15 protein-coding genes are annotated in these 19,721 nt (G+C 38.7%); 4 read left to right on the top strand and 11 right to left on the bottom strand.

Annotated elements, in window-relative coordinates; translation table 11 throughout:
• Positions 1–2,865: a UvrD-helicase domain-containing protein gene (locus tag CWC11_RS04210; RefSeq protein ID WP_138681680.1), complete on the bottom strand. Its 2,865-nt coding sequence runs from the start codon at positions 2,863–2,865 to the stop codon at positions 1–3.
• Positions 2,866–3,126: 261 nt separating this feature from the next.
• On the opposite strand from CWC11_RS04210, the gene CWC11_RS04205 reads away from it, so the two are divergent.
• The 3 genes from CWC11_RS04205 (at position 3,127) to CWC11_RS04195 (ending at position 5,374) form a co-directional block, all read left to right on the top strand.
• The gene (locus CWC11_RS04205; protein ID WP_138681679.1) at positions 3,127–3,864 is read left to right on the top strand and encodes a hypothetical protein; all 738 of its coding nucleotides are present in this window, start codon (positions 3,127–3,129) and stop codon (positions 3,862–3,864) included.
• Positions 3,865–3,975: 111 nt separating this feature from the next.
• Positions 3,976–4,890: a M14 family metallopeptidase gene (locus CWC11_RS04200; protein WP_138681678.1), complete on the top strand. Its 915-nt coding sequence runs from the start codon at positions 3,976–3,978 to the stop codon at positions 4,888–4,890.
• 73 nt (positions 4,891–4,963) lie between these two features.
• Entirely contained in the window at positions 4,964–5,374 is a 411-nt protein-coding gene (locus tag CWC11_RS04195) for a hypothetical protein (protein ID WP_138681677.1), read from the top strand.
• Between the two features lie 42 nt (positions 5,375–5,416).
• Here the strand turns inward: CWC11_RS04195 and ccoG are convergent, their stop codons facing one another.
• The 10 genes from ccoG to CWC11_RS04145 all read right to left on the bottom strand — a co-directional run bounded on the left by ccoG (position 5,417) and on the right by CWC11_RS04145 (position 18,553).
• Positions 5,417–6,799: a cytochrome c oxidase accessory protein CcoG gene (gene ccoG, locus CWC11_RS04190; RefSeq protein ID WP_138681676.1), complete on the bottom strand. Its 1,383-nt coding sequence runs from the start codon at positions 6,797–6,799 to the stop codon at positions 5,417–5,419.
• Positions 6,800–7,098: 299 nt separating this feature from the next.
• Entirely contained in the window at positions 7,099–8,526 is a 1,428-nt protein-coding gene (locus CWC11_RS04185) for a sigma-54 interaction domain-containing protein (protein ID WP_138681675.1), read from the bottom strand.
• 72 nt (positions 8,527–8,598) lie between these two features.
• Positions 8,599–9,903 carry an ABC1 kinase family protein gene (locus CWC11_RS04180; RefSeq protein ID WP_138681674.1) on the bottom strand — a complete coding sequence of 435 codons (1,305 nt, stop codon included), beginning with the start codon at positions 9,901–9,903 and terminating at the stop codon, positions 8,599–8,601.
• A 60-nt stretch (positions 9,904–9,963) separates the two neighbouring features.
• Positions 9,964–10,521, bottom strand: coding sequence for a YceB family lipoprotein (locus CWC11_RS04175; RefSeq protein ID WP_138681673.1), 558 nt, complete (start codon positions 10,519–10,521; stop codon positions 9,964–9,966).
• A 95-nt stretch (positions 10,522–10,616) separates the two neighbouring features.
• On the bottom strand, positions 10,617–13,298 hold the full coding sequence (locus CWC11_RS04170; RefSeq protein ID WP_138681672.1) for a DUF349 domain-containing protein: 2,682 nt from the start codon (positions 13,296–13,298) through the stop codon (positions 10,617–10,619).
• A complete protein-coding gene (locus tag CWC11_RS04165; protein WP_058549572.1) occupies positions 13,288–13,569 on the bottom strand; it encodes a YeaC family protein in 282 nt (93 codons plus the stop codon). The genes CWC11_RS04170 and CWC11_RS04165 overlap by 11 nt, the downstream gene beginning before the upstream one ends.
• A 1-nt stretch (position 13,570) precedes the next feature.
• Positions 13,571–13,897 (bottom strand): zinc-ribbon domain-containing protein, encoded by a 327-nt coding sequence (locus CWC11_RS04160; RefSeq protein WP_138681671.1) that lies wholly within the window; start codon positions 13,895–13,897, stop codon positions 13,571–13,573.
• Positions 13,898–13,956: 59 nt separating this feature from the next.
• The gene (locus CWC11_RS04155) at positions 13,957–15,624 is read right to left on the bottom strand and encodes an alanine/glycine:cation symporter family protein (protein WP_502704791.1); all 1,668 of its coding nucleotides are present in this window, start codon (positions 15,622–15,624) and stop codon (positions 13,957–13,959) included.
• A gap of 159 nt (positions 15,625–15,783) precedes the next feature.
• Positions 15,784–16,911 carry a M14 family metallopeptidase gene (locus CWC11_RS04150; protein WP_138681670.1) on the bottom strand — a complete coding sequence of 376 codons (1,128 nt, stop codon included), beginning with the start codon at positions 16,909–16,911 and terminating at the stop codon, positions 15,784–15,786.
• Positions 16,912–17,110: 199 nt separating this feature from the next.
• Entirely contained in the window at positions 17,111–18,553 is a 1,443-nt protein-coding gene (locus CWC11_RS04145; protein ID WP_058549568.1) for a glyceraldehyde-3-phosphate dehydrogenase, read from the bottom strand.
• 174 nt (positions 18,554–18,727) lie between these two features.
• Between CWC11_RS04145 and CWC11_RS04140 the strand changes: the two genes are divergently transcribed.
• Entirely contained in the window at positions 18,728–19,528 is an 801-nt protein-coding gene (locus CWC11_RS04140; protein WP_138681669.1) for a DUF2989 domain-containing protein, read from the top strand.
• The last annotated feature ends 193 nt before the right edge of the window (positions 19,529–19,721 follow it).

Below are 19,721 nucleotides of genomic sequence, written 5' to 3'. Positions count from 1 at the left end.
TTAATTAGAAATCACATTATTTTTTACTTTTCGGGTATTTTTACAGTTGTGCTCTTTTAATGCGTAACCACTGCACCCTAAAAACTCACCATGCTTAGACTGACGTAATCGCATTTCGCGCCCGCATTGTTCACAAATAGGTTGGCGTGCTTGGCACTCTTGATTCGTACACTGCGAATACGTGACTTTATCAACCGATGGACTTTTACAGCTTTTACATACCCTAAGTTTTGTTTTACATAGCTGAGTATTAGTGCAGCTAAAGTAGTCGCCGTATTTACCCGATTTAGGTGTGATTAATCCATCACTGCACGTTACACATTGCCTTTGCTGTAATTGCGACTTTTTAAAAAGATCGGATGCTATGTGTATGGGGTAATCGTCATTTATTAATTCTTTAATAAACGCTGAGCAAGCGTAAGGGTCGGCAATTAAATAACTTTTATGCTTTGCACGCGTAATACCTACATAAAGTAAACGGCGCTCTTGAGAATGGGTAAAGCTATCTTGCCTTGGTAGTAAAGTATCCACCAGCAAATTGTCTTGGTTATCACTTGGAAACCCTAATTTACCTTGCTCAAAACCAATGATAATACAGTAATCGGCTTCAAGGCCCTTTGCGCTGTGTAATGTCCAAAAATAAAGTGGGTTAGTGTGTTTTTTACCTTTTAAATGCTGTTGAACACCATTTAGCATGTATCGGTATCGGCTAAGTATGGCAATACTGGCCGAGGCATCATTTTTTTCAATGGTACTTATTGTTTGCCGCACTTTTATCTCGATTGATTTAGTTCCTTGGTATAAATCGTCGAGTAAAATAATTTGCGGTGCACTTACCTGAGTATGGGTAATAATATGTTTTTTATATTGCTCAGGGTTTTGCATTACAAAGCGCCCTGCCACATCACTTATGCTGTTGTTATACCTAAATGTTTTTTGTAGCATCGTTAGTGAATGGCTACCTACAAGATCGTTAAATTGTGTGGTTAGTGCCAAATTACCACCCGAGAACCTATAAATAGCCTGCCAGTCATCACCCACAGCTGTAAAGCGTATGCCATTGCCGTGTTTAATAATTGCGTTTAAAAACGCCATACGCGCGCTTGATATATCCTGAAACTCATCAACTAAAATATGGCTCCATGGAACTTTAAAATCCCCATTTTTTACAGCCTTAGTTGCTTGAATAATCATATCGTCAAAATCAATACTATTGTGAAGGCTTAGTTCATTTGCATACGCATCATGAATTTGCATCAACAAGGCTGCATATTGCTTATAGTTTTTAATACCGCTTTGCTTTATTCGCTTCTCTATTTGCTGGTGAGATAATTGCTCTGCCCTAATGGCTTGCAAACATTTTATGTATTTATCAACCCCTTGTTGTAATTGCCCAGAGTTATTTAAAGTATGAAATATTTCGTCACTACTCAAAGGCACAAGCTCAACATTATGATGTTTTAATTGTTTAGCTAAGGTTTGTTCAAGCTTTCCCTCAAGCCAGTTATAGTGAAAGGTTTCAAGCAACGTAGTGCCGTTTTGCTTATGTAATTTACGTTTAAACGCTATTTGCTCGTTATAGTGTTTTTTATCTATGTCGGCACGCGTATTACCACGTCTATCTATTCCAAAATGCTCTAAATATAAATTGTATTGAGGAATGTAAAAATCTGGTTGGTACTTGCTTTGCAACTGCTCAGTATAAGTAGGCTGATAAGTCGCTTCATAACTATGCGTTACAGAGTGTAAATGCAACCAATTTGAAATTAACAGCTCTTGGTAACCTTTCACTTTATGACCCGCTAAGCTGCGATATTCATTGTCGCGCACATATCGCTCATACTCTGCATTATTATTAAAGCTAAATATATCTATAGGCTCGTGCAGCAAATCTACAAATGTTTTTAAAAATTTAGGGTCTGCTTGTAGTTTTTTGCTTACCCACTGGGTAAGCCAACTATTTAATAATATTGGATCGGTGGCAAATTTTGACAGTTCAACCGGTTTTTTTGCACTTTGTAATAACTTTAGACCCAAAGCATGAAACGTTAAAATTGTCGGTGTTTTGCATGGTAATTTTGCCTGTACCGCGCGGTTAATAAAGCGCTCTTTAAGCTCGTTAGCAGCACTTTTGTTATACGCTAACACTAAAATTTGTTCAGGCTTTGCAATGTCACTGGTTATTAAATTTAATGCTTTTGCCACCATGACAGATGTTTTACCTGTACCCGCAGCGGCTAACACTAAGTTTTTATCATTATCGCGTATTACTGCTAAACGCTGCTCTGTAGTGAGTGGGTTTGATTCTATTTTATTAAAAAAATCATTTTTAAGAGTTAGGTGTTTTTGCTCATATTTTTGGCGCAGTAATGCCACTGCATGAGCATTATCAGGCGTGCTACTAAGTATATTTAAAAATTTAATACTGGCGGGGGATAAATGCTCAAGCCATGTATTCTTACTTTTGTTGTAATGGCTACCTAGCAAAAATACATTATTTTTAAGTGTTTTTAGGGAACTATCACGTAAAAATTCATCTAAAGCATAACGCTTTAATACTGCTTTAGCGTTGTTAACCTTTTGCTCAAGCAGTTGCGAAAACTGGTTGTTAATTGCACAGCTTAAAGCGTGAGCTTGCGCTTTATTTAAAAAGCTAATGGATGTGTTGCGGTCATCGCTTAGGATTATTTTAGCACTAAACACGCGGTTATTTAGTGCGGAAAAATTATAGAAGTCTTTAATTAAAAAACGCTGTGTTTGCGCATTTTTAAAGTGCACGACAAGCTCTGTTTGCTCAATGCTTACGTGTTTAATGCGGGTAAAAAAACGGCCTAGCCAACTTGGAGTAGCAATATACTGCGCCATAATACTCAATATCAAAACATGCTTTGATTTAATTGTAACATACTCTTTTGTAATACATTTAGCGTAATAAAATAGGTTTTAGTATGTTAATTAAACGCCAAACTTATATTTAGATCTATTATTTAAACTTTTCATTACAAGCGTTAACAAATTTAAACATTTACTGAGCGCTCTATGTGTAACAATGCAAACTTACAATTACATTACAGTTAATTAACCCACTGTTACGTTTACAGGCAAATACTATTAAAGGAGCTAATTATGTTTAAAAAATGCGTTATGTCTGCAGCACTTATTTTAGCTTTATGTGCCTGTAATTCAGAAACTGAATCAGACCTAGTAGAAACAAAAGATATTTGGGCTGGATTTAAATTGGTGTCTGATGGAAGTAAAACGCGCGTTAACGCCGAGCTAAACGTGGATGATATCAGTGGCTCTAACGTTGTTTTAAGTGACACTGATACGCTGCAAGCAGTTGTTAATAGTAGCGTTGTAACACTTAAAAAAGATACCGATTTTTTAGATGTTGACTACCAAGCTTATATAAACGCAACTGACGACAGTCAACTATTTGAAATAATATTTGGGCGAAGTAATGGCATAAGTGCCAGCTCAAACGTAGAGCTACCACTAAACTTTATTATTTTAACCCCAAGCAATGAACAACCATTTAAGATTGATAGTACGTTAACTTTACAGCTTGATGGAACAGATCCTAATAGTACAAGCTATGTAGAGCTAACTAGTAGCTGTATAACGTTAAGCAACGACTCGCTTATTCAATCAAGCACCTTAGAGCTTTCTGCGTCACACCTTGAAATACCCCTTGAAAATCTTGATATGTTTAAAAACACACAGATAGACCACAGTAAGTCGTGTAATTTAACGCTTAGCGTTATACGAGAGCGCTTTGGTAATATTGCTGATGAGTTTACAGATCAAAGTTACATTAAAGCTCAGCAGTCTCGTGCTATTAAAAACATGACTTTAACGTTTTAATTTGCACGCTATTTTACTCAGCGTTAAGCTATGCCTTTATTAAGTAATTTACTAGTTGCCTCTGCCTTTTTTATAAACAGTAAGCGCATTAGTACTATATAAAGGTTAATTATGACTCATAGCACCTATCCTATTGGAACACCTGGCACTAAATGGAATAACAACGATAAAGACCAGTGGTTTAAAAGCCAAAGCATTAAACGCAGCTACCAAAATGACGTTGTGTCTTTAATTAACGAGCTAAAAAATTCATTAACTGTTGAGCAATACGGCGAGCTTAATTACGCTGCGGGTAACTACCCTTTATATGTTTTAAAAACACCTCAGTTAGATAAAAACAAACCGACTATTTTAATCACCGGTGGTGTGCACGGCTACGAAACCAGTGGCGTACATGGCGCACTTAGGTTTGCTAAAACATCGGCTCTGCAATATTCAGAGCAGTTTAATATTATTGTTGCCCCATGTATTAGCCCTTGGGGATACGAAACAATTAACCGCTGGAACCCTGCGGCGATTGACCCTAATCGCTCATTTTATGAAAATAGCCCAGCGCCAGAATCGGTTGCTATTATGGCATATGTTAAGTCTCTTGATTTAGAGCTTATAGCGCATATTGACCTTCATGAAACAACCGACAGCGATAACAGCGAATTTAGACCTGCACTTGCAGCACGAGAAGGCACCACAAACACTAATTGGAACATACCTGATGGTTTTTATTTAGTGGCAGATACCAATAAACCTGAACCTGAATTTCAAAAAGTAATTATTGAAGATGTGGCAAAGGTTACTCATATTGCGCCAAGTGATGAAAATAATCAGCTTATTGGCGTACCCCAAGAGCAATTTGGCGTTATTAACTACGCGGCACGCGATTTAGGTTTATGTATGGGCTTTACAGATGCCCCCTATGTAACTACAACAGAGGTATACCCAGATAGCCCAACAGCCACAGATGAAGAATGTATATTGGCGCAAGTAGCAGTTATTAAAAGCGCGCTTAACTTTATTAAAACACTTTAATAAGTTAGCAGCCGCTTGTACCCTTTTGGCTGCTAAACTAAATTTAAATAAAAAGCTAATTTAGGAAGTATTAATGGAATATAAAAATAAAAATGGACACGTTAATTTATCGCTTGAAGATAATATAGTTATTGCGCAATTTAGCGGAAATCTAGAACTTGAGCTTCTAAGTAATTTTAAAGCTGCACTTTTTGATACTATTCAATCATTTAAAGGCGAGCAATGGGGTTATATAAGTGACTCATCAAACGTTATTGCTGCAACACCACAGGCCGAACAAGAAATGGTAACAATCAGCCATAGCATGCAGCAAAACAACTGTTTAATTAGCGCGTTTGTGCTTACATCACCTATTGCTATAAGCCAAATGCAACGAATAATGCAAAACGCCAAAAGAGATGTTTCGTTTAAAGATTGTCTTTTTGATAATCTAGAGTCGGCAAAGCAATTTATCTTAAATGAATTAAACCATGACTTGAGCTAAGTAAGGCTCAAGTCACCGTTTATATACTGCTCGTATACTGTACTAATTTTTATAAAATTGGCTATCTTTGGTTATAGTGATGCTGGCATCTTCTTGCGCTGTTACTATAAATTTAAGTTTAGTTGCTTTTTGCTCAATATCGTAGCCGTCTGCCGTAACGGTAACCGGTACGCTCTTCATTACACCCGGTTGTACAAGTGTTGACTTAGGACTTGTAAGTGTCGCGCCTGCCAATCCCTCAATAGCAATGCTGTAATGCATAGGCTGCTGCGTTTTATTAATAATCGTTAGCGTATAAGGGTTTTCTACCAAGCCTTCGTAGTTCACTCTGTAAAGCGCGTTTCTATCGCGAAGTACTGAAGCCTCGATAGGCGTGCGCTGTAACATCCATGCAAACATTGAGATAATCAATACAGCAGTTAACGCACCATAGCCAAGTAGCTTTAACCTAAATGGATTGGTTTTTTTGCCTTCCATTTGCTTTTCGCTAGCGTATTTAATTAATCCTTTTTGATAGCCAAACTTATCCATTGTGTCGTCGCAGGCATCAATACATAAACCACAGTTTATGCACTCATACTGTAAACCATTGCGTATATCTATACCTGCAGGGCACACCTCTACACATAAATTACAGTCTACACAATCACCTAAATTAAGCGCTTTAGGATCGGCTTTGCGTTTACGCGGTCCCCGGTTTTCGCCTCGTGCACTATCGTAAGTAACCACCAAAGTGTCTTTATCGAACATAACCGATTGAAAACGAGAATACGGGCAAGCAACTGTGCACATTTTTTCACGTAAAAACCCGGCGTTTCCGTAAGTACATAATGCAAATAAAAATACCCAAAAGCTAGTAATGCCTGACCACTCAAAAGTGAACATTTCCATGTATAAACTTTTAGCGGGTATAAAATAAGCCATAAATGAGGTAGCAGTTAGCACCGATATTACAATCCATGCACTGTGCTTAGTGATTTTTTTACGCCAAGTGCTCAATGTCCATTTTGATTTATCTAGCTTGATACGTTGATTGCGAGTGCCCTCTATACGCTGCTCAACCCAAGAAAACATCAGCATCCAAATAGTTTGCGGACAAGTATAACCACACCAAACTCGCCCCAACCAGTTAGTTACAAAAAACAACGCAAAGGCGCCCACCATAAATAGCAGGGCTAAAATCATAAAGTCTTGCGGAAGTAAGGTTAAGCCAAAGATTGTAAATTTTTGAGTTGCTACATCAAGCAAAACAGCTTGCTGACCTTTATATTGCAACCAAGGAATAGCTACAAATGTGAGCATAAGCAACCAACCTAGGTTACGGCGTATTCGCTGAAAAAAACCTTTTTGCTCGCGAATATAAATAGGCCCTTCTGTTTTATAGGGCTTGATGATCATGTCTTCTTCTTTAATATCAAACTTCATAGTACTTACTTAATAGTGACGGTATTAAGTAAACTATTGCAACTTTCAGACCACCCTGAAAGTTAAATTAAATCATTGATATTAAACAATTATTGATGCCGAATAAAATCATACCCTCGCGAAATAAAACGTAAATCGCGATATATCACGAATTTTTATTAATACCAATCCGCTTAATTAAGTGATCGATTTTGAGGACAGATAAACGTGTTGATAGCTAGGCAAAAAATTCGCTATTTAGTTGTTCTAAATGAGAATTTTTTAACGCAGATAGCAACACTTTTAGCCCCTAAAAATGATTAAGTATTATTGCGGATTGGTATAATTCCTAGCTTACGCATTTTTGATCTTAGGGTGCTCTCTGGCAAGCCCAGCTTAGCAGCAGCGCCTTTATCGCCTGATATTTGCCAGTGCGATAGCTCAAGTACACTTATAATATGTTGTTTTTGTGCCTCATCGAGGGTAAGGGCGGGATTAATTGGGTGCTGATCTTTTAGCGTTAACGGCTGAGTTAACTTAAGTACCTGATGTTTAGATAAAATAGCTTCGCGTTCAAGTACATTTTGTAACTCGCGAATATTACCTGGCCAGTCATATGCTTGTAATTGGCTAATTGCCTTTTTGCTCAAACCACTTAATTGTTTTCCAAGGCGCTTGTTAAGCTGAGTAATTAAATTTGTGCATAAATATGGAATGTCTTCTTTTCGGTCTTTAAGTGCTGGCACTGTAATAGGAAATACATTGAGCCGATAATATAAATCGATTCTAAAACTGCCCTTTTGCACCATTTGCCATAAATCACGGTTAGTTGCCGCTATTACCCTAATGTTTACTTTAAGTGTTGTGCTGCCGCCAACGCGTTCAAACTCCTGCTCTTGTAACACTCTTAATAATTTACTTTGCGCTTCTAATGGCAGCTCTGCAATTTCGTCTAAAAATAATGTGCCTTTATTAGCTAGTTCAAAGCGGCCTTTGCGGCGCTCGCTAGCGCCTGTAAAAGCGCCCTTTTCGTGCCCAAATAGCTCCGACTCTAATAAACTAGGCGTAAACGCAGCACAATTTACTTTTATGAAGGCTTGATTATTACGCTTACTCAATCGGTGCAGGTTACGTGCGACTAATTCTTTGCCTGTTCCATTTTCGCCAAGTATTAATACGGTACTGTCGGTCTCGCTTACTAGCTTTATTTGCTCAAGCATGGTTTGAAAAATATGGCTTTGCCCAACTAACCCTGAGTCTTGCCAGTCCTCATTAAGCTCAGCAATTAAATAACTGTTTTCATCTTTAAGCTGCTCGCTTAAATGTTTAACCTGCGCAAGTGCATTATGTAACTCGTTTTGTGTACGCTGCTGCGCCGATATATCGCGAAATACCGCTACAGCACCGATTAGCTGGTCATTACGATAAACAGGCGTTGACGTGTACTCTACAGCAAATGAGCTACCGTCTTTTCGCCAAAATACTTCATTTTTGATTTCGCGGCGTTTGCCATCAAACATAGTGCAATATATTTGGCACTCGTCTGCAGGGTAAGGTGTGCCGTCTGCGTGGCTATGGTGATGGTATTGGTGTATTTTTTTACCAAGCAATTCATCGGCTTTCCAACCGGTCATGCGCTCAGCTGCAGGGTTTACAAATACAGCATTGCCGGATAAGTCAAAACCATAAATCCCCTCACCTACCGCATTAAGTAATAGTTTAGGGTCGTTTAAAAATTGTTTTATCATTGCAATAACCTCGCGAAATATCGCGAGTATTATGCCATAAACCAGTGTGTTGTTCAGTTAAATAGTAAGCAATTAGATATAAGGCTTAAATAACGCTTTAATATTTATTTTTGCATTCAACTTGGCTGCAATTAAATAAAGCCCAGCTAATTTACGATGAATAAAAAGCGCATCGACAGGTGGGGTGTGCCATTGCTGCGATTGAGCGCTCAGCTCAAGCCCTGCATTTTTAATATTGTTAGCCAAAATGCTGTTTTTAAAGTCAAAATCACCATCGACTCTTAACGGCTCACACGCCATTAAAAATAAGTCAATTACATGATTTTTATAACTATCTACAATATCATCTTTAAAGTAACCTATTTGAGTTGCAGCGGCTAACACCCCCGCTCTGTTGTTTTCACTCCCTGCTTTAAACAAAGATAGGTAAGCTTGACTCAATTGCATGGATATTTCTCGCGTGGCGCCAAAATCAAATAGCACTATTTTTTTGCTCTCGCGTTGGTAATGAAAATTGGCAAAGTTTGGATCAGTTTGAATAAGCTTAAACTCAAACATTTCTTTAAAAAATAAATCAATAAGTGCCGCAGCCACCTGATTTTGCTCATTTTGTGCTAAATCATTGAGTGCTTCAATAGGAGAGGCTTTTACATACTGCATTGCCAAAATTTGTTTAGTATTGTGCTCGGTGTATGCTTTAGGAACGATAAAGCGTTTATCTTCAGCTAAAAGATAGTGATACTTTGTAATAAAATGCGCCTCTAAAGCATAATCAGCCTCAGCGAGTAATTGTGCTTTAGCCTCACTTACCAATGGTTTTATATCCAGCTCTTTGGGAATTAAGCGCGCTATATTTAAAAGTGAGATAACATTATCTACGTCACTTTCTACACTTTTTGCGATACCTGGATACTGAATTTTTATAGCCAGTTTTTCACCATTTTCTTGATACGCTAAATGCACCTGTCCGATAGAGGCTGCAGCAAAGGGCCTTAACTCTATATGTGAAAATCTCTCAAGCCAATGATCTCCCCACTGCTGCTTTAACACTGCAATTAACTGTTTATGGGGCATAGGGTTAGCATCTGATCGAAGTAGTGCTAATAGCTTCGTAAGCTCAGGGCTTAGTAGCTCACCAGCATCCATTGAGAGTAACTGCCCAAGCTTCATTGCAGCACCTCTAAGATGCGCAAGCTCAGTGGCTAGTTTTTCGATATTTTTAGGCTGTAGCAGTAAACTTTTGTTATCCCAGCCATTACCACTTAAAGCACTTTTAGTACCGTCTATTAATATATTGGCGGCAACGCCACTGGCTAAAGAGCCTAGCTTTGCAAATCGAGAGAGTCGTGAGGTAGGAATGCTGCGCGGTGCTGCCATAATTTAGAGCCTAATAAAGTAAGTCTAAATAATACGTAAATGGCGCCGCGCTAGATCTACTTAAAGACGAGGTACTAACTTAATTGCACCCTCAGCCACTTTCATATCAAGAGGTAATTTACTCAGTAGCATTATTTTAGGGTCGTCCATATTTAACGTATAAACAGGGTTAACCGCTAAAAAGGCGTTAATTACTTCCATAGCTTGGCTATCAAGCGCACCTAAGTTACCTTTAAAACCACCGGCGTCTACACTTGAATCAAGTAGCTTTACATTTCGTAAAAACACCGCTTTTTTCTCACTATCGTAAAATGGGCTGCCTTCTATCTGCAGCTTTAAACGCACAGGGTATTTTAGTGCAAAAGCGTTAATTTCAGCGCTTGAGTCAGCACCTAATACAACGACATCGCGGTTATCTGGGCCAATATTTACACTTAAATCGTTTACATCAAACTGAACTGGCAACCCCATTAAACTCACTTTTTCGCTTAGCTTTGGTAATTGCTTACCCAATACGGTTTCAACTTCTGCGTTAGTGAACGAGTAAACAGATACACCTTGGGTTGTGTTACATGCCGCCAAAAATAGTGTTGTTGCAATCAGTAGTAATACTCTCATGAGGATCCCTTATATTAATTTTAATTATAAAAAAGCCGCTTTAACAGCGGCTTTTACAATGCATTACCTGTATTTAGTACAGGCGTATTACATTATTATGCTGTAAAAATTGTTTTAATTTTAGCTAGTGTCTCAGGCTCAACTGAACCCTTACTGAGCGCTAACAACTGCTTTAAATAATAGTTTAAATCAGCATGTTCACCACGGTGTTTATCATCTAGCATTGCAACTTGTTCAGCCATTCTAAGCGATGCATTTTCTGAGCTCACGTTGGCTAAAATTTCCATTCTAGTGAGTAATTGCTCACGGCTCAGTGATGTTATTAACGATGTTTGGTATTGGCTTGGCAATACATCGTTATTTTCAATGGCGCTAAATAGTGCATCTAAATTAGCTTGTTCTGCTTGGCTGTTAAGCAATGCTAACTTGTGCTCTATCGCTTCAAGTAGGCTGTTTACTTTACCTGTGAGTGATTTGTATTGAGCGTAACCTTTCACTTTAGTTTCTAGATCATGCAATTGCGCTTTTTGATTCACACTATCAAGTGCATCTTCAAGTTCGGTCAGTTCAACTGCAGCTTGTTTATCGCTTTCGTTTTGAGCAAGTTTTTGCTCTTCAAATTCGCTGCTTCGTTTAGTAAAGGTTTCATCATTAAATTGACGAAACTTTTGCCACAGTGCGTTTTCAGCTTTTAAGCCTGCAAAGCCTATTGTTTGCCATTGCTGTTGAAGCTGTTTTAGCTCTTGACATGCACTTGCAAGATCATCGCTTTGTGATAGTTGCTGTGCTTTTTCAACGAGTTCATTTTTTTGAGCTGCATTTGCTTTATGAAACGCATTAAGTGTTGCAAGTACTTGCTGCTGCTCTTTTTTGTAACGATCGTTTAATACGCGGTATGTTTTAGGGTCAACTTTACCTACACTGCGCCATGCTTTGTTTAAGCGATTGTATTGGCTCTCATATTGCTTCCAGTCAAAGCCATCGTCATTGCAAGGCTCTGAAAGTAAAGCGCTCATATCAGCAATTATAGTTTCACGCTGAGTTTTAGCGGCTTCTCTCGCTACTTCTTGCTCTGCAAAGTAGCTACGACAAGGCGCAAACAATTGCTCAATTTTGTCATCAAACTGCTCGCCTTGTTGCTTTTCTTGCTCAGTATCAAGGCGCCCTAGCTCGTTCCAACGTTTACGTAAAGTTTTAACTTGATCAGCGCGCTGCTGCGGATCGGTACACTCTTCGCCAACTAAAGCCGTTACTTCTTCAAGTAGCGCTTCACGCTTTGGCGCTGCTGCATATTTTTGCCAATCTTTAGCATCTGCAAGTTGCGCTTCAAGTTCTGCTTTAATATTTACTAATGGCTGTTGATAATGTGCAGTTAGTGTATTAAATAGCTCTTCAAAGCCTTTAAAAACACCAAACGCTACATTAAAACGGCCTTCTTCAATTAGGCGCTTTACATCGCGTGCTTTACGTTTAGCTTGGCTTTGATTTTTCTCAAGTGGCTTGGTTAACTCACTCATAGCAGCTAAAAATTGCTTTTTGTTAGCATTTAGCTGTGTTTTAAAGTTTTGTGCAAGTGACCCATCAAGCGTATTTAAATGGCTGCGAGCAGCTTTAAACGCACTATTAAAGGCATTTAAGGAATCATCGTAATCACTTAATTGCTCAGCCGGCTGTATGTCACACAGTATCGCATAGGCTAATTTATACTCTTTAATTGCACTTGTAAGCTCTGGTAACTTAGCAACTTGAGTAAATAATTTTTCTAGCTTATTAATTACTTGTTTTGATTGCTCGTTATTAGCAAGTTGTGAATCGCTTAGCGATTGCTTAGCCTGAGCTACTTTTGCATCTAACCAATCTTGTTGAATTTGCTCAGGCGTTTCTAGTCCGAGCTGTAATGCATTCTCAATTTCTTCACTTAAAGCCTCAAGAGTAGCAAGCGCAAGTACCTGACGTTGTTGTAAAGCTAATTTTTCTTGCTCTTTAACATGTTGCTCTTTAAGTACTGCAATATGTGCATCAAGCTTGTCGGTAATAGTAATGTACTTAGCATCAAGTGCTTTAACATGTTCAGCACTTAACCATTTAAGCTCTAGAGCTTGCCACTGCGCCATTAAATCACTCGATTGAGGATTAACGATTGCGTAGTCTGTTTTATCACGAAGTGCATTTAACTTCGCTAAAATTACACGTGTAGAAGCCTCTACTTGCGCTGGCATTTCTATTGCCAAACGTTCATTTTCTATATGTGTTTCTAAGCTCTGCTTAGCGCTGCCTTTAGCGTGTTTTAATAAAGGCTTTGTAAGTTGATGCGTAATAACAAGCTCTACTAAATGAGCTTGTAACTCTTCGCTGCCTTCTTTAAAGGCTTTTTCGATAAGTTTAGGGTTAGCCAAACGCTTTAAAAGCTTAACGCGTACTTGAAGCTCTTTTTCAGCAAATGCTAGTTTTTCAAGTGTTTTAACTGGCGCAAAACGCTCAATGTATTCAGTTTTAATATGTGAAGACAGCGCACTTTCGTCGCTTAATACTGCATTAGAGATTTGTTGTTCAGCAACATCTTTTAGCGCTTGATCTTGTTTATATGCTTTCCACCACAGCGCTAAGTCGTTCATTTTTTGCAGTGCTTTACGACGAATTTCAGCCGAATTATCTTCAAGGGCTAGTGTATTTAAAATTGTAGCATCGCGCTGTACATCTAGGTTTTCAATTGCTTCTAGACGAACTTGCTGTTTTGGGTGTTTCCATTTTGGTGTAAAAAGGTGTTTAAAGATCATGTTCACTAAACCTAGCTATTTCGTTGTCTGATTTAAATTCTTTTTGTAGTTGTGCTTTTGTTTTTTGGATCATTTCGCCATTTGCACCAATGGTAAACTGCTCGTTTGATTGAGCCACTTTAGCTTGGTACAGCATAACTAATTGCACAGTTTGTTGCTTTTGCTCGTCTGATAACACCGTGCCATCAGGCCACTTACCTGTTGCAGCACCGTACTGTAAGCGTTCAAATAATTCGGGAGTGATATTTTGTACTAGATTGTCGATATTCATGTCATTTTTTCTTTTTTAGAGATACTAAAATAATACGATTGATAAGGTACCAAATACACCCTACTCCAATTGCGAGTGTGTAGGCGTACCACTGCAGGGATTCTTCTTGCGGTTGTAAAAAGTATAAACAGAAAAAGCCACCTAAAAATAAGATTAGCGCCAAAAAAGAGTGATTCATAAACATCTGGCGTTTTTTAATCCGCTGCTCACGTTGCAGCTGCAAAACTTGCTCGTCGTTAAGCTCTGAAATATTACTACCGCAATGCGGACACTGCTTATGTTTGTCTGAAATTGATTTTGCACATTTGGGGCAACGAGTAATCGCCATACATCTCTCCATACTACGCATAAAAAAAGCGCCTTGCGGCGCCTTTTATTGTACGTGTTTTATTTCTCGTTGTCTTTTTTGAATTTAACCCAGTAGTCATCTACTGACTGTTTCATCTCTTTGCGCAGCAACATGATGCCAAATAAGTTAGGGAGAGTCATAACGACTATGGCCACGGCCGCCAATTTCCATACTAAAGTGGTATCGGCAAACGATGCCCAAAAGAACGCTGCAACATAAAATACACGGTACGGCATTACTGAACGGTGCCCTAGTAAGTAAATCATTGCACGGTCACCATAATACGACCAAGCAATAGCGGTCGAGAATGCAAATAACAACAAGCCAATCGATACAATATATTGCCCACTTTCACCAAAGTAGCCTCTAGTAAACGCTTTAGTTGTCAGCTCAGCTGAATGCACTAGCGATTTACCGACTAAGCTAATACTGTCGTCAGTTGGCATACCGTTTTTAACTTCAACAACACCTGTATATTTATGTTTTTCTGTTAAACCAAAACGAACATCTTCTGCAATTGAGCGCGAATTAATAACGGTGTAGCCCGTAGTAATAGACTCACCATTGACCACGTCAATATTACCTGTAAATAACTCAATGTTACTGTCGTTATTATTTAAGTAATTATATAGCTCAGTGCGCTGTGCTTCGTTCGTTTCAGAGTAGTCACCTTTAATAATACTCATTGAAGAGCGTTCAAAGTGAGTTTCGAATTTCTCGTTCCATACACCCGAAGACAAAATAACTAAGCCTGTAAGTGTACAAATGATGATGGTATCAATAAACGGTTCTAATATAGAAACTATACCCTCTGATACTGGTTCATCTGCTTTTGCTGAAGCATGGGCTATTGGCGCAGAACCTTGACCCGCTTCGTTTGAGAATAAACCTCTGTTTACACCTTTGTTAAACGCGTAAGCGAACGACGCACCTAAAAAGCCGCCTGCTGCTGCTGAACCAGTAAAGGCATCCATAAAGATTGACGCAAATGACGGGCCGATATTTTCAATATTGTAAAAAATAACAGCAAGCGCACCAATAATATAAACCGCGGCCATTAGCGGTACTACGCGTGATGTAATTGCAGCAATACGTTTAATGCCACCTAAAATTACCAGTGCTAGTAAAATAGATAAAACAGCACCCGTTGCCATTGGCGCAAAACCAAATGTTGCTTCCATACCTTGGGCAATATTATTTATTTGTGGCAAGCTGCCTGTACCAAATGAGCTAATTACCGTTGCAACAGCAAATAAAATGGCTAGCCATTTCATGTTTAGACGTTTATCCATGTAATACATAGGGCCGCCCGACATAGTGCCGTCTTCTGTTTTTTCGCGGTATTTATGAGAAAGCGTTACTTCTACAAATTTGGTTGTCATACCAAAAAATGCGGTCATCCACATCCAAAATAAGGCTGCGGGACCACCAATAGAGATAGCAAGTGCTACGCCACCAATGTTACCTGTACCAACCGTGCCAGAAAGCGCAGTCGCAAGGGCTTGAAAATGTGTTGTGTCGCCTTCGGTGTCTTTTTTATCAAACTTACCAGTTACAACTTTACACGCATGTTTGAAATAACGGATTTGTGGGAACTTTAAATATATAGTAAAAAATAAACCAACCCCTAATAGCACGTATGGGAACCAAACAGCTCCTCCTAACATGCCATCGAGGCTATCTAAAAATTGTCCAAATACATCCACGCTGAATTCCTCTTATTATTTTAATTGAGACTGTTGAGTGCGTATTACTCAGTTAAAGCTAAATAATACGATAACGCTGCTATTGCTAATTTTTTATTATTTGTAAACTTTGTAATAAAAAAGGGCAACATTTTATTGTTGCCCTTACCTTATACTAATTTATCTCAGTTTATCAACGACATTTACGATTGCCGCTAAAGTATCTTGACCAAATTGATACGAACGGCGGTCAGACCAGCCGTAATCTGGGTCTGGTAGGTCGTTATTATCTTTAAACGGCATCTCAACGGTGTACGTAAGTGCTTTAAATTCTTCTGCTGTTGCAGATGAGCCCACCGTTAAATTTGCTTTACCCGGTTCGTCTTTATCGTAGCCATGTTCGTCTTGAAATTCTGGAGTAATAGTTAAAAGCGCTGCTTTAAAACTATCTTCTAAATCTTTTAAACGATCATCGTAACTTGGGATACCTTCACTACCTGCAACAAAGTTGTATGGGATTGCTTCATCACCATGTATATCTAAGTGCATGTCTAGGCCTGTTTCGCGCATTTTATTAAGCACTAAGTAAACCTCAGGGCTATTTTCCATGCTTGGTGTTTGCCATTCACGATTTAAGTTAACGCCTTTAGCATTGGTACGAAGGTGCCCGCGTACACTCCCATCAGGGTTCATGTTTGGCACAATGTAAAAAACAGCTTTAGATAAAAGCGCCGCTGCATGCGGGTCTTCATCATCAAGTAATTTATGCAATAAGCCTTCTACAAACCACTCTGCCATAGTCTCACCTGGGTGTTGGCGTGCTGTGATCCAGATTGTTTTTTTATCTTCGCTTGGTTGGCCAATTTTAAGTACGCTCATATCGCGACCATCTAGTGTTTCGCCAAGGGTTTGTAATTGGCATAGCTCTTCGCTTTGCGCCCACGATAATAAATCTAAATGACGCTCGTAGCTGTAAGGCACAAAGTATGCAAAGTAAACACTGCCGCTTTCTGGCTCTAGCTCAAATGTAAGCGTGCCATTTTCGTAATTAGAAGGTACACGAAACCATGTTTGGCGATCGTACGATGCAACTGCTTGATATCCATCCCAGCCATCTGGGTATGCCGATTTTTCAAGATTATTAATGTTTAACTTATGCAATTGGTAAGGTGTTGTTTCAAGACGAAAGTGAAACCACTGATAAAATTCAGACTGGTGATCGCTATTAATCTCTAATTGAATATTTAAAGGATCGGTGGCTTCGATAACATTTATGTTACCACTATCAAAATTGCTGCTGATTTTCATGAAAAAACCTTAAGGTAGAATAAGTTTATCTGCTTAACTTGCAGAACTGACACTATTTTATAAATAGTAAAATGCATAATTACGGCATAACCGCTGTACACATTTCAATAATTAAAGCCTATCACACAGGGTACACTTTAAAAATATTACGCGACTAAAAAAGCCAGCAAAAAAGCTGGCTTAGTGATTTATTATTAATTTAGCGAGGTAGGCTTGGGAAGGCTACTTCAGCCATATCACGCATACAGCGAACAACTTGGCAGCTGTAGCCAAATTCATTGTCGTACCAAACGTAAAGTACTACACGGTTACCTTCAACAATAGTTGCTTGTGAATCAACAACACCTGCATAACGGCTACCTACTAAATCGGTAGATACGATTTCTGTAGAAGCAGTGTAATCAATTTGATCTCGCAGCTCTGAATGAAGCGCTGTTTCACGTAAAAACGCGTTAAGCTCTTCAACCGATGTCCCTTTTTCTAAATTAAGATTTAAAATAGCAAGCGATACATTTGGTGTAGGTACACGGATTGCGTTACCCGTTAATTTACCTTCAAGTTCTGGTAATGCTTTAGAAACCGCTTTAGCTGCACCTGTTTCGGTAATTACCATGTTAAGCGCTGCAGCACGGCCGCGACGCTCTGCTTTGTGGTAATTATCAATAAGGTTTTGATCGTTTGTGTACGAGTGTACAGTTTCTACATGGCCATTATTAATACCAAATTTATCGTTTAATGCTTTAAGTGTTGGCGTAATGGCATTAGTAGTACAACTTGCTGCACATACAATTTTATCAGCAGGCAAAATATCTTGGTTATTCACACCATACACGATGTTTTTAATATTGCCTTTAGCCGGTGCAGTTAATAATACTTTTGCAGCACCTTTACACTCTAAATGCTGACCAAGGCCTGCTTCATCTTTCCAAATACCTGTGTTATCAACAATCAGCGCATTTTCGATGCCATAAGCTGTGTAATCAATTTCGCTTGGAGAGTTAGCGTAAATTACTTGAATGTAGCTACCGTTAGCTTTAATTGCATTACGCTCTTTATCAATTGTAATTGAACCATTAAAAGGCCCGTGAATTGAATCTCGACGTAATAAGCTAGCGCGCTTTTCTAGGTCGCCATCTTTACCACCACGTACAACAATTGCACGTAAGCGTAAATCGGCATATGGGCCTGACTTTTCAATTAATAAGCGTGCTAATAAGCGACCGATTCGGCCAAAGCCATAAAGTACTACATCGCGTGGCTCTTTCGCTGGTAAATCAGCTATTTCTGCAAGTTCAGCTTTTACAAATTCGTCTACAGTACGGCCATTAGCTGCATCAGTATACAAGTAGCTATAAGCAAGTTTACCAATATCTATACGGGCAGAGTTTAACTCCATTTTACTAATCGCTTCTAAAAACGGGAAGCTTTCACGTAAACGTAATTTTGTGCCTTCAAACTGCGCTACAGTTTTATGAGACTTGATAATATCTATTGTACTGGCATTAACGAGAGGACGGCCATATACAGCGATTTCTATGCCACGGTTACGATAAAGCTTACCAATGATAGGTTGCATGCTTTCGGCGTAATCTTGGCGCTCTTGCCAACTATTTGTATATTCTAATTCGTGAGATGAGGTCATTTTATTTACCTAAATTTAACATTTTGAACGGATAGCCTTTGAAAGTGCACTATATTTTGAGAGTAATACACTTTAGGCAGGGCTATTCTAAGTTAATCTTAAGTTATTCTCTACTGTTAGAGCACAAATGATTACGTTAGAATAGTTACGTATATATTCATTTGGGGTTAAGGGATGGTTTTAAGAGCAAGCGTATTACTAACAATGCTAGCGTTAACAGGGTGTGATGAACCACTAACACTCGCTCAGGTTTGTAAAGAGACACCTGGGTTTTGTAGTGATCTAAATAAAGACAGCCATTGTAAGAATGAGCGCTCTGTAGTTATTTTAAAGCGCTACACTGAATATAAAAAACCAACAGATGAAAATAAATACCAATTGCTCAAAGGCTTTGAGTCTTATAATCAGTGTATTACGTTAGCTGCAAAAATAGAGCATAAAAAGCTAAAATCTAAGACAACATCGCGCATTGAAGGACAACTAACCAGTATCAAAGAAATGACGCGCTTATATCAAGACACTCAAAAAACTAATCACCCAGGTTTACTTTACTATCATTGGTCTCGAAACAACGACCAAAGTGCACTTAATAAATTACTCGCCTTAGAAAACGATAAAAGCGTAACGCAGAGTGCCGAAATGCAATTTTTTTTAGCGTCTTACTATATTAAGTTTGATGATGAAAAAACAATAGATCTGCTTTATAAAACGCTTGAGTTAAATAAAAAAGGTATTGAGCCAAACCCTGAAGTTTACACATCACTTATTAGTCTGTTTTATAAACACGATAAGCTTAAGCATGCGTATATTTTTTCTAAGGTTGCGCAAATGTCTGGCATTGAAAACATCGATTTATTACCAATAGAACACCAACTTATGAGTAATGGTAAAAATTTAGATAGTCTAGATACACTTGCCCAACAAACATATGAGCAAATACAAAGTGGTGAATTTGTATCGCCTAGAGAGTTTTAGCTAGGACGTGTTGATCTTCGTGGATTGAAATTTGTTCAATCTAGGGGCGATTAAATCGCGGCGCGAGGTTTGTAACCTAGTGGGCTAAGTAAAAACCGAGTAACAAAGAGTTTATCGCCCCTAGGCAGAACCCGAAGGGCAGCGCATGTTTGGCATTTATGCTGCGTTATCGCCTATTTATGGGGAGTACCCC

The sequence above is a fragment of the Pseudoalteromonas sp. S3178 genome (assembly GCF_005886985.1).
GTDB classification, from domain to species: Bacteria; Pseudomonadota; Gammaproteobacteria; order Enterobacterales; family Alteromonadaceae; genus Pseudoalteromonas; species Pseudoalteromonas carrageenovora.
Note: the sequence above shows the minus strand (reverse complement) of the source record. Positions and strands in the feature narration are given on the sequence as shown.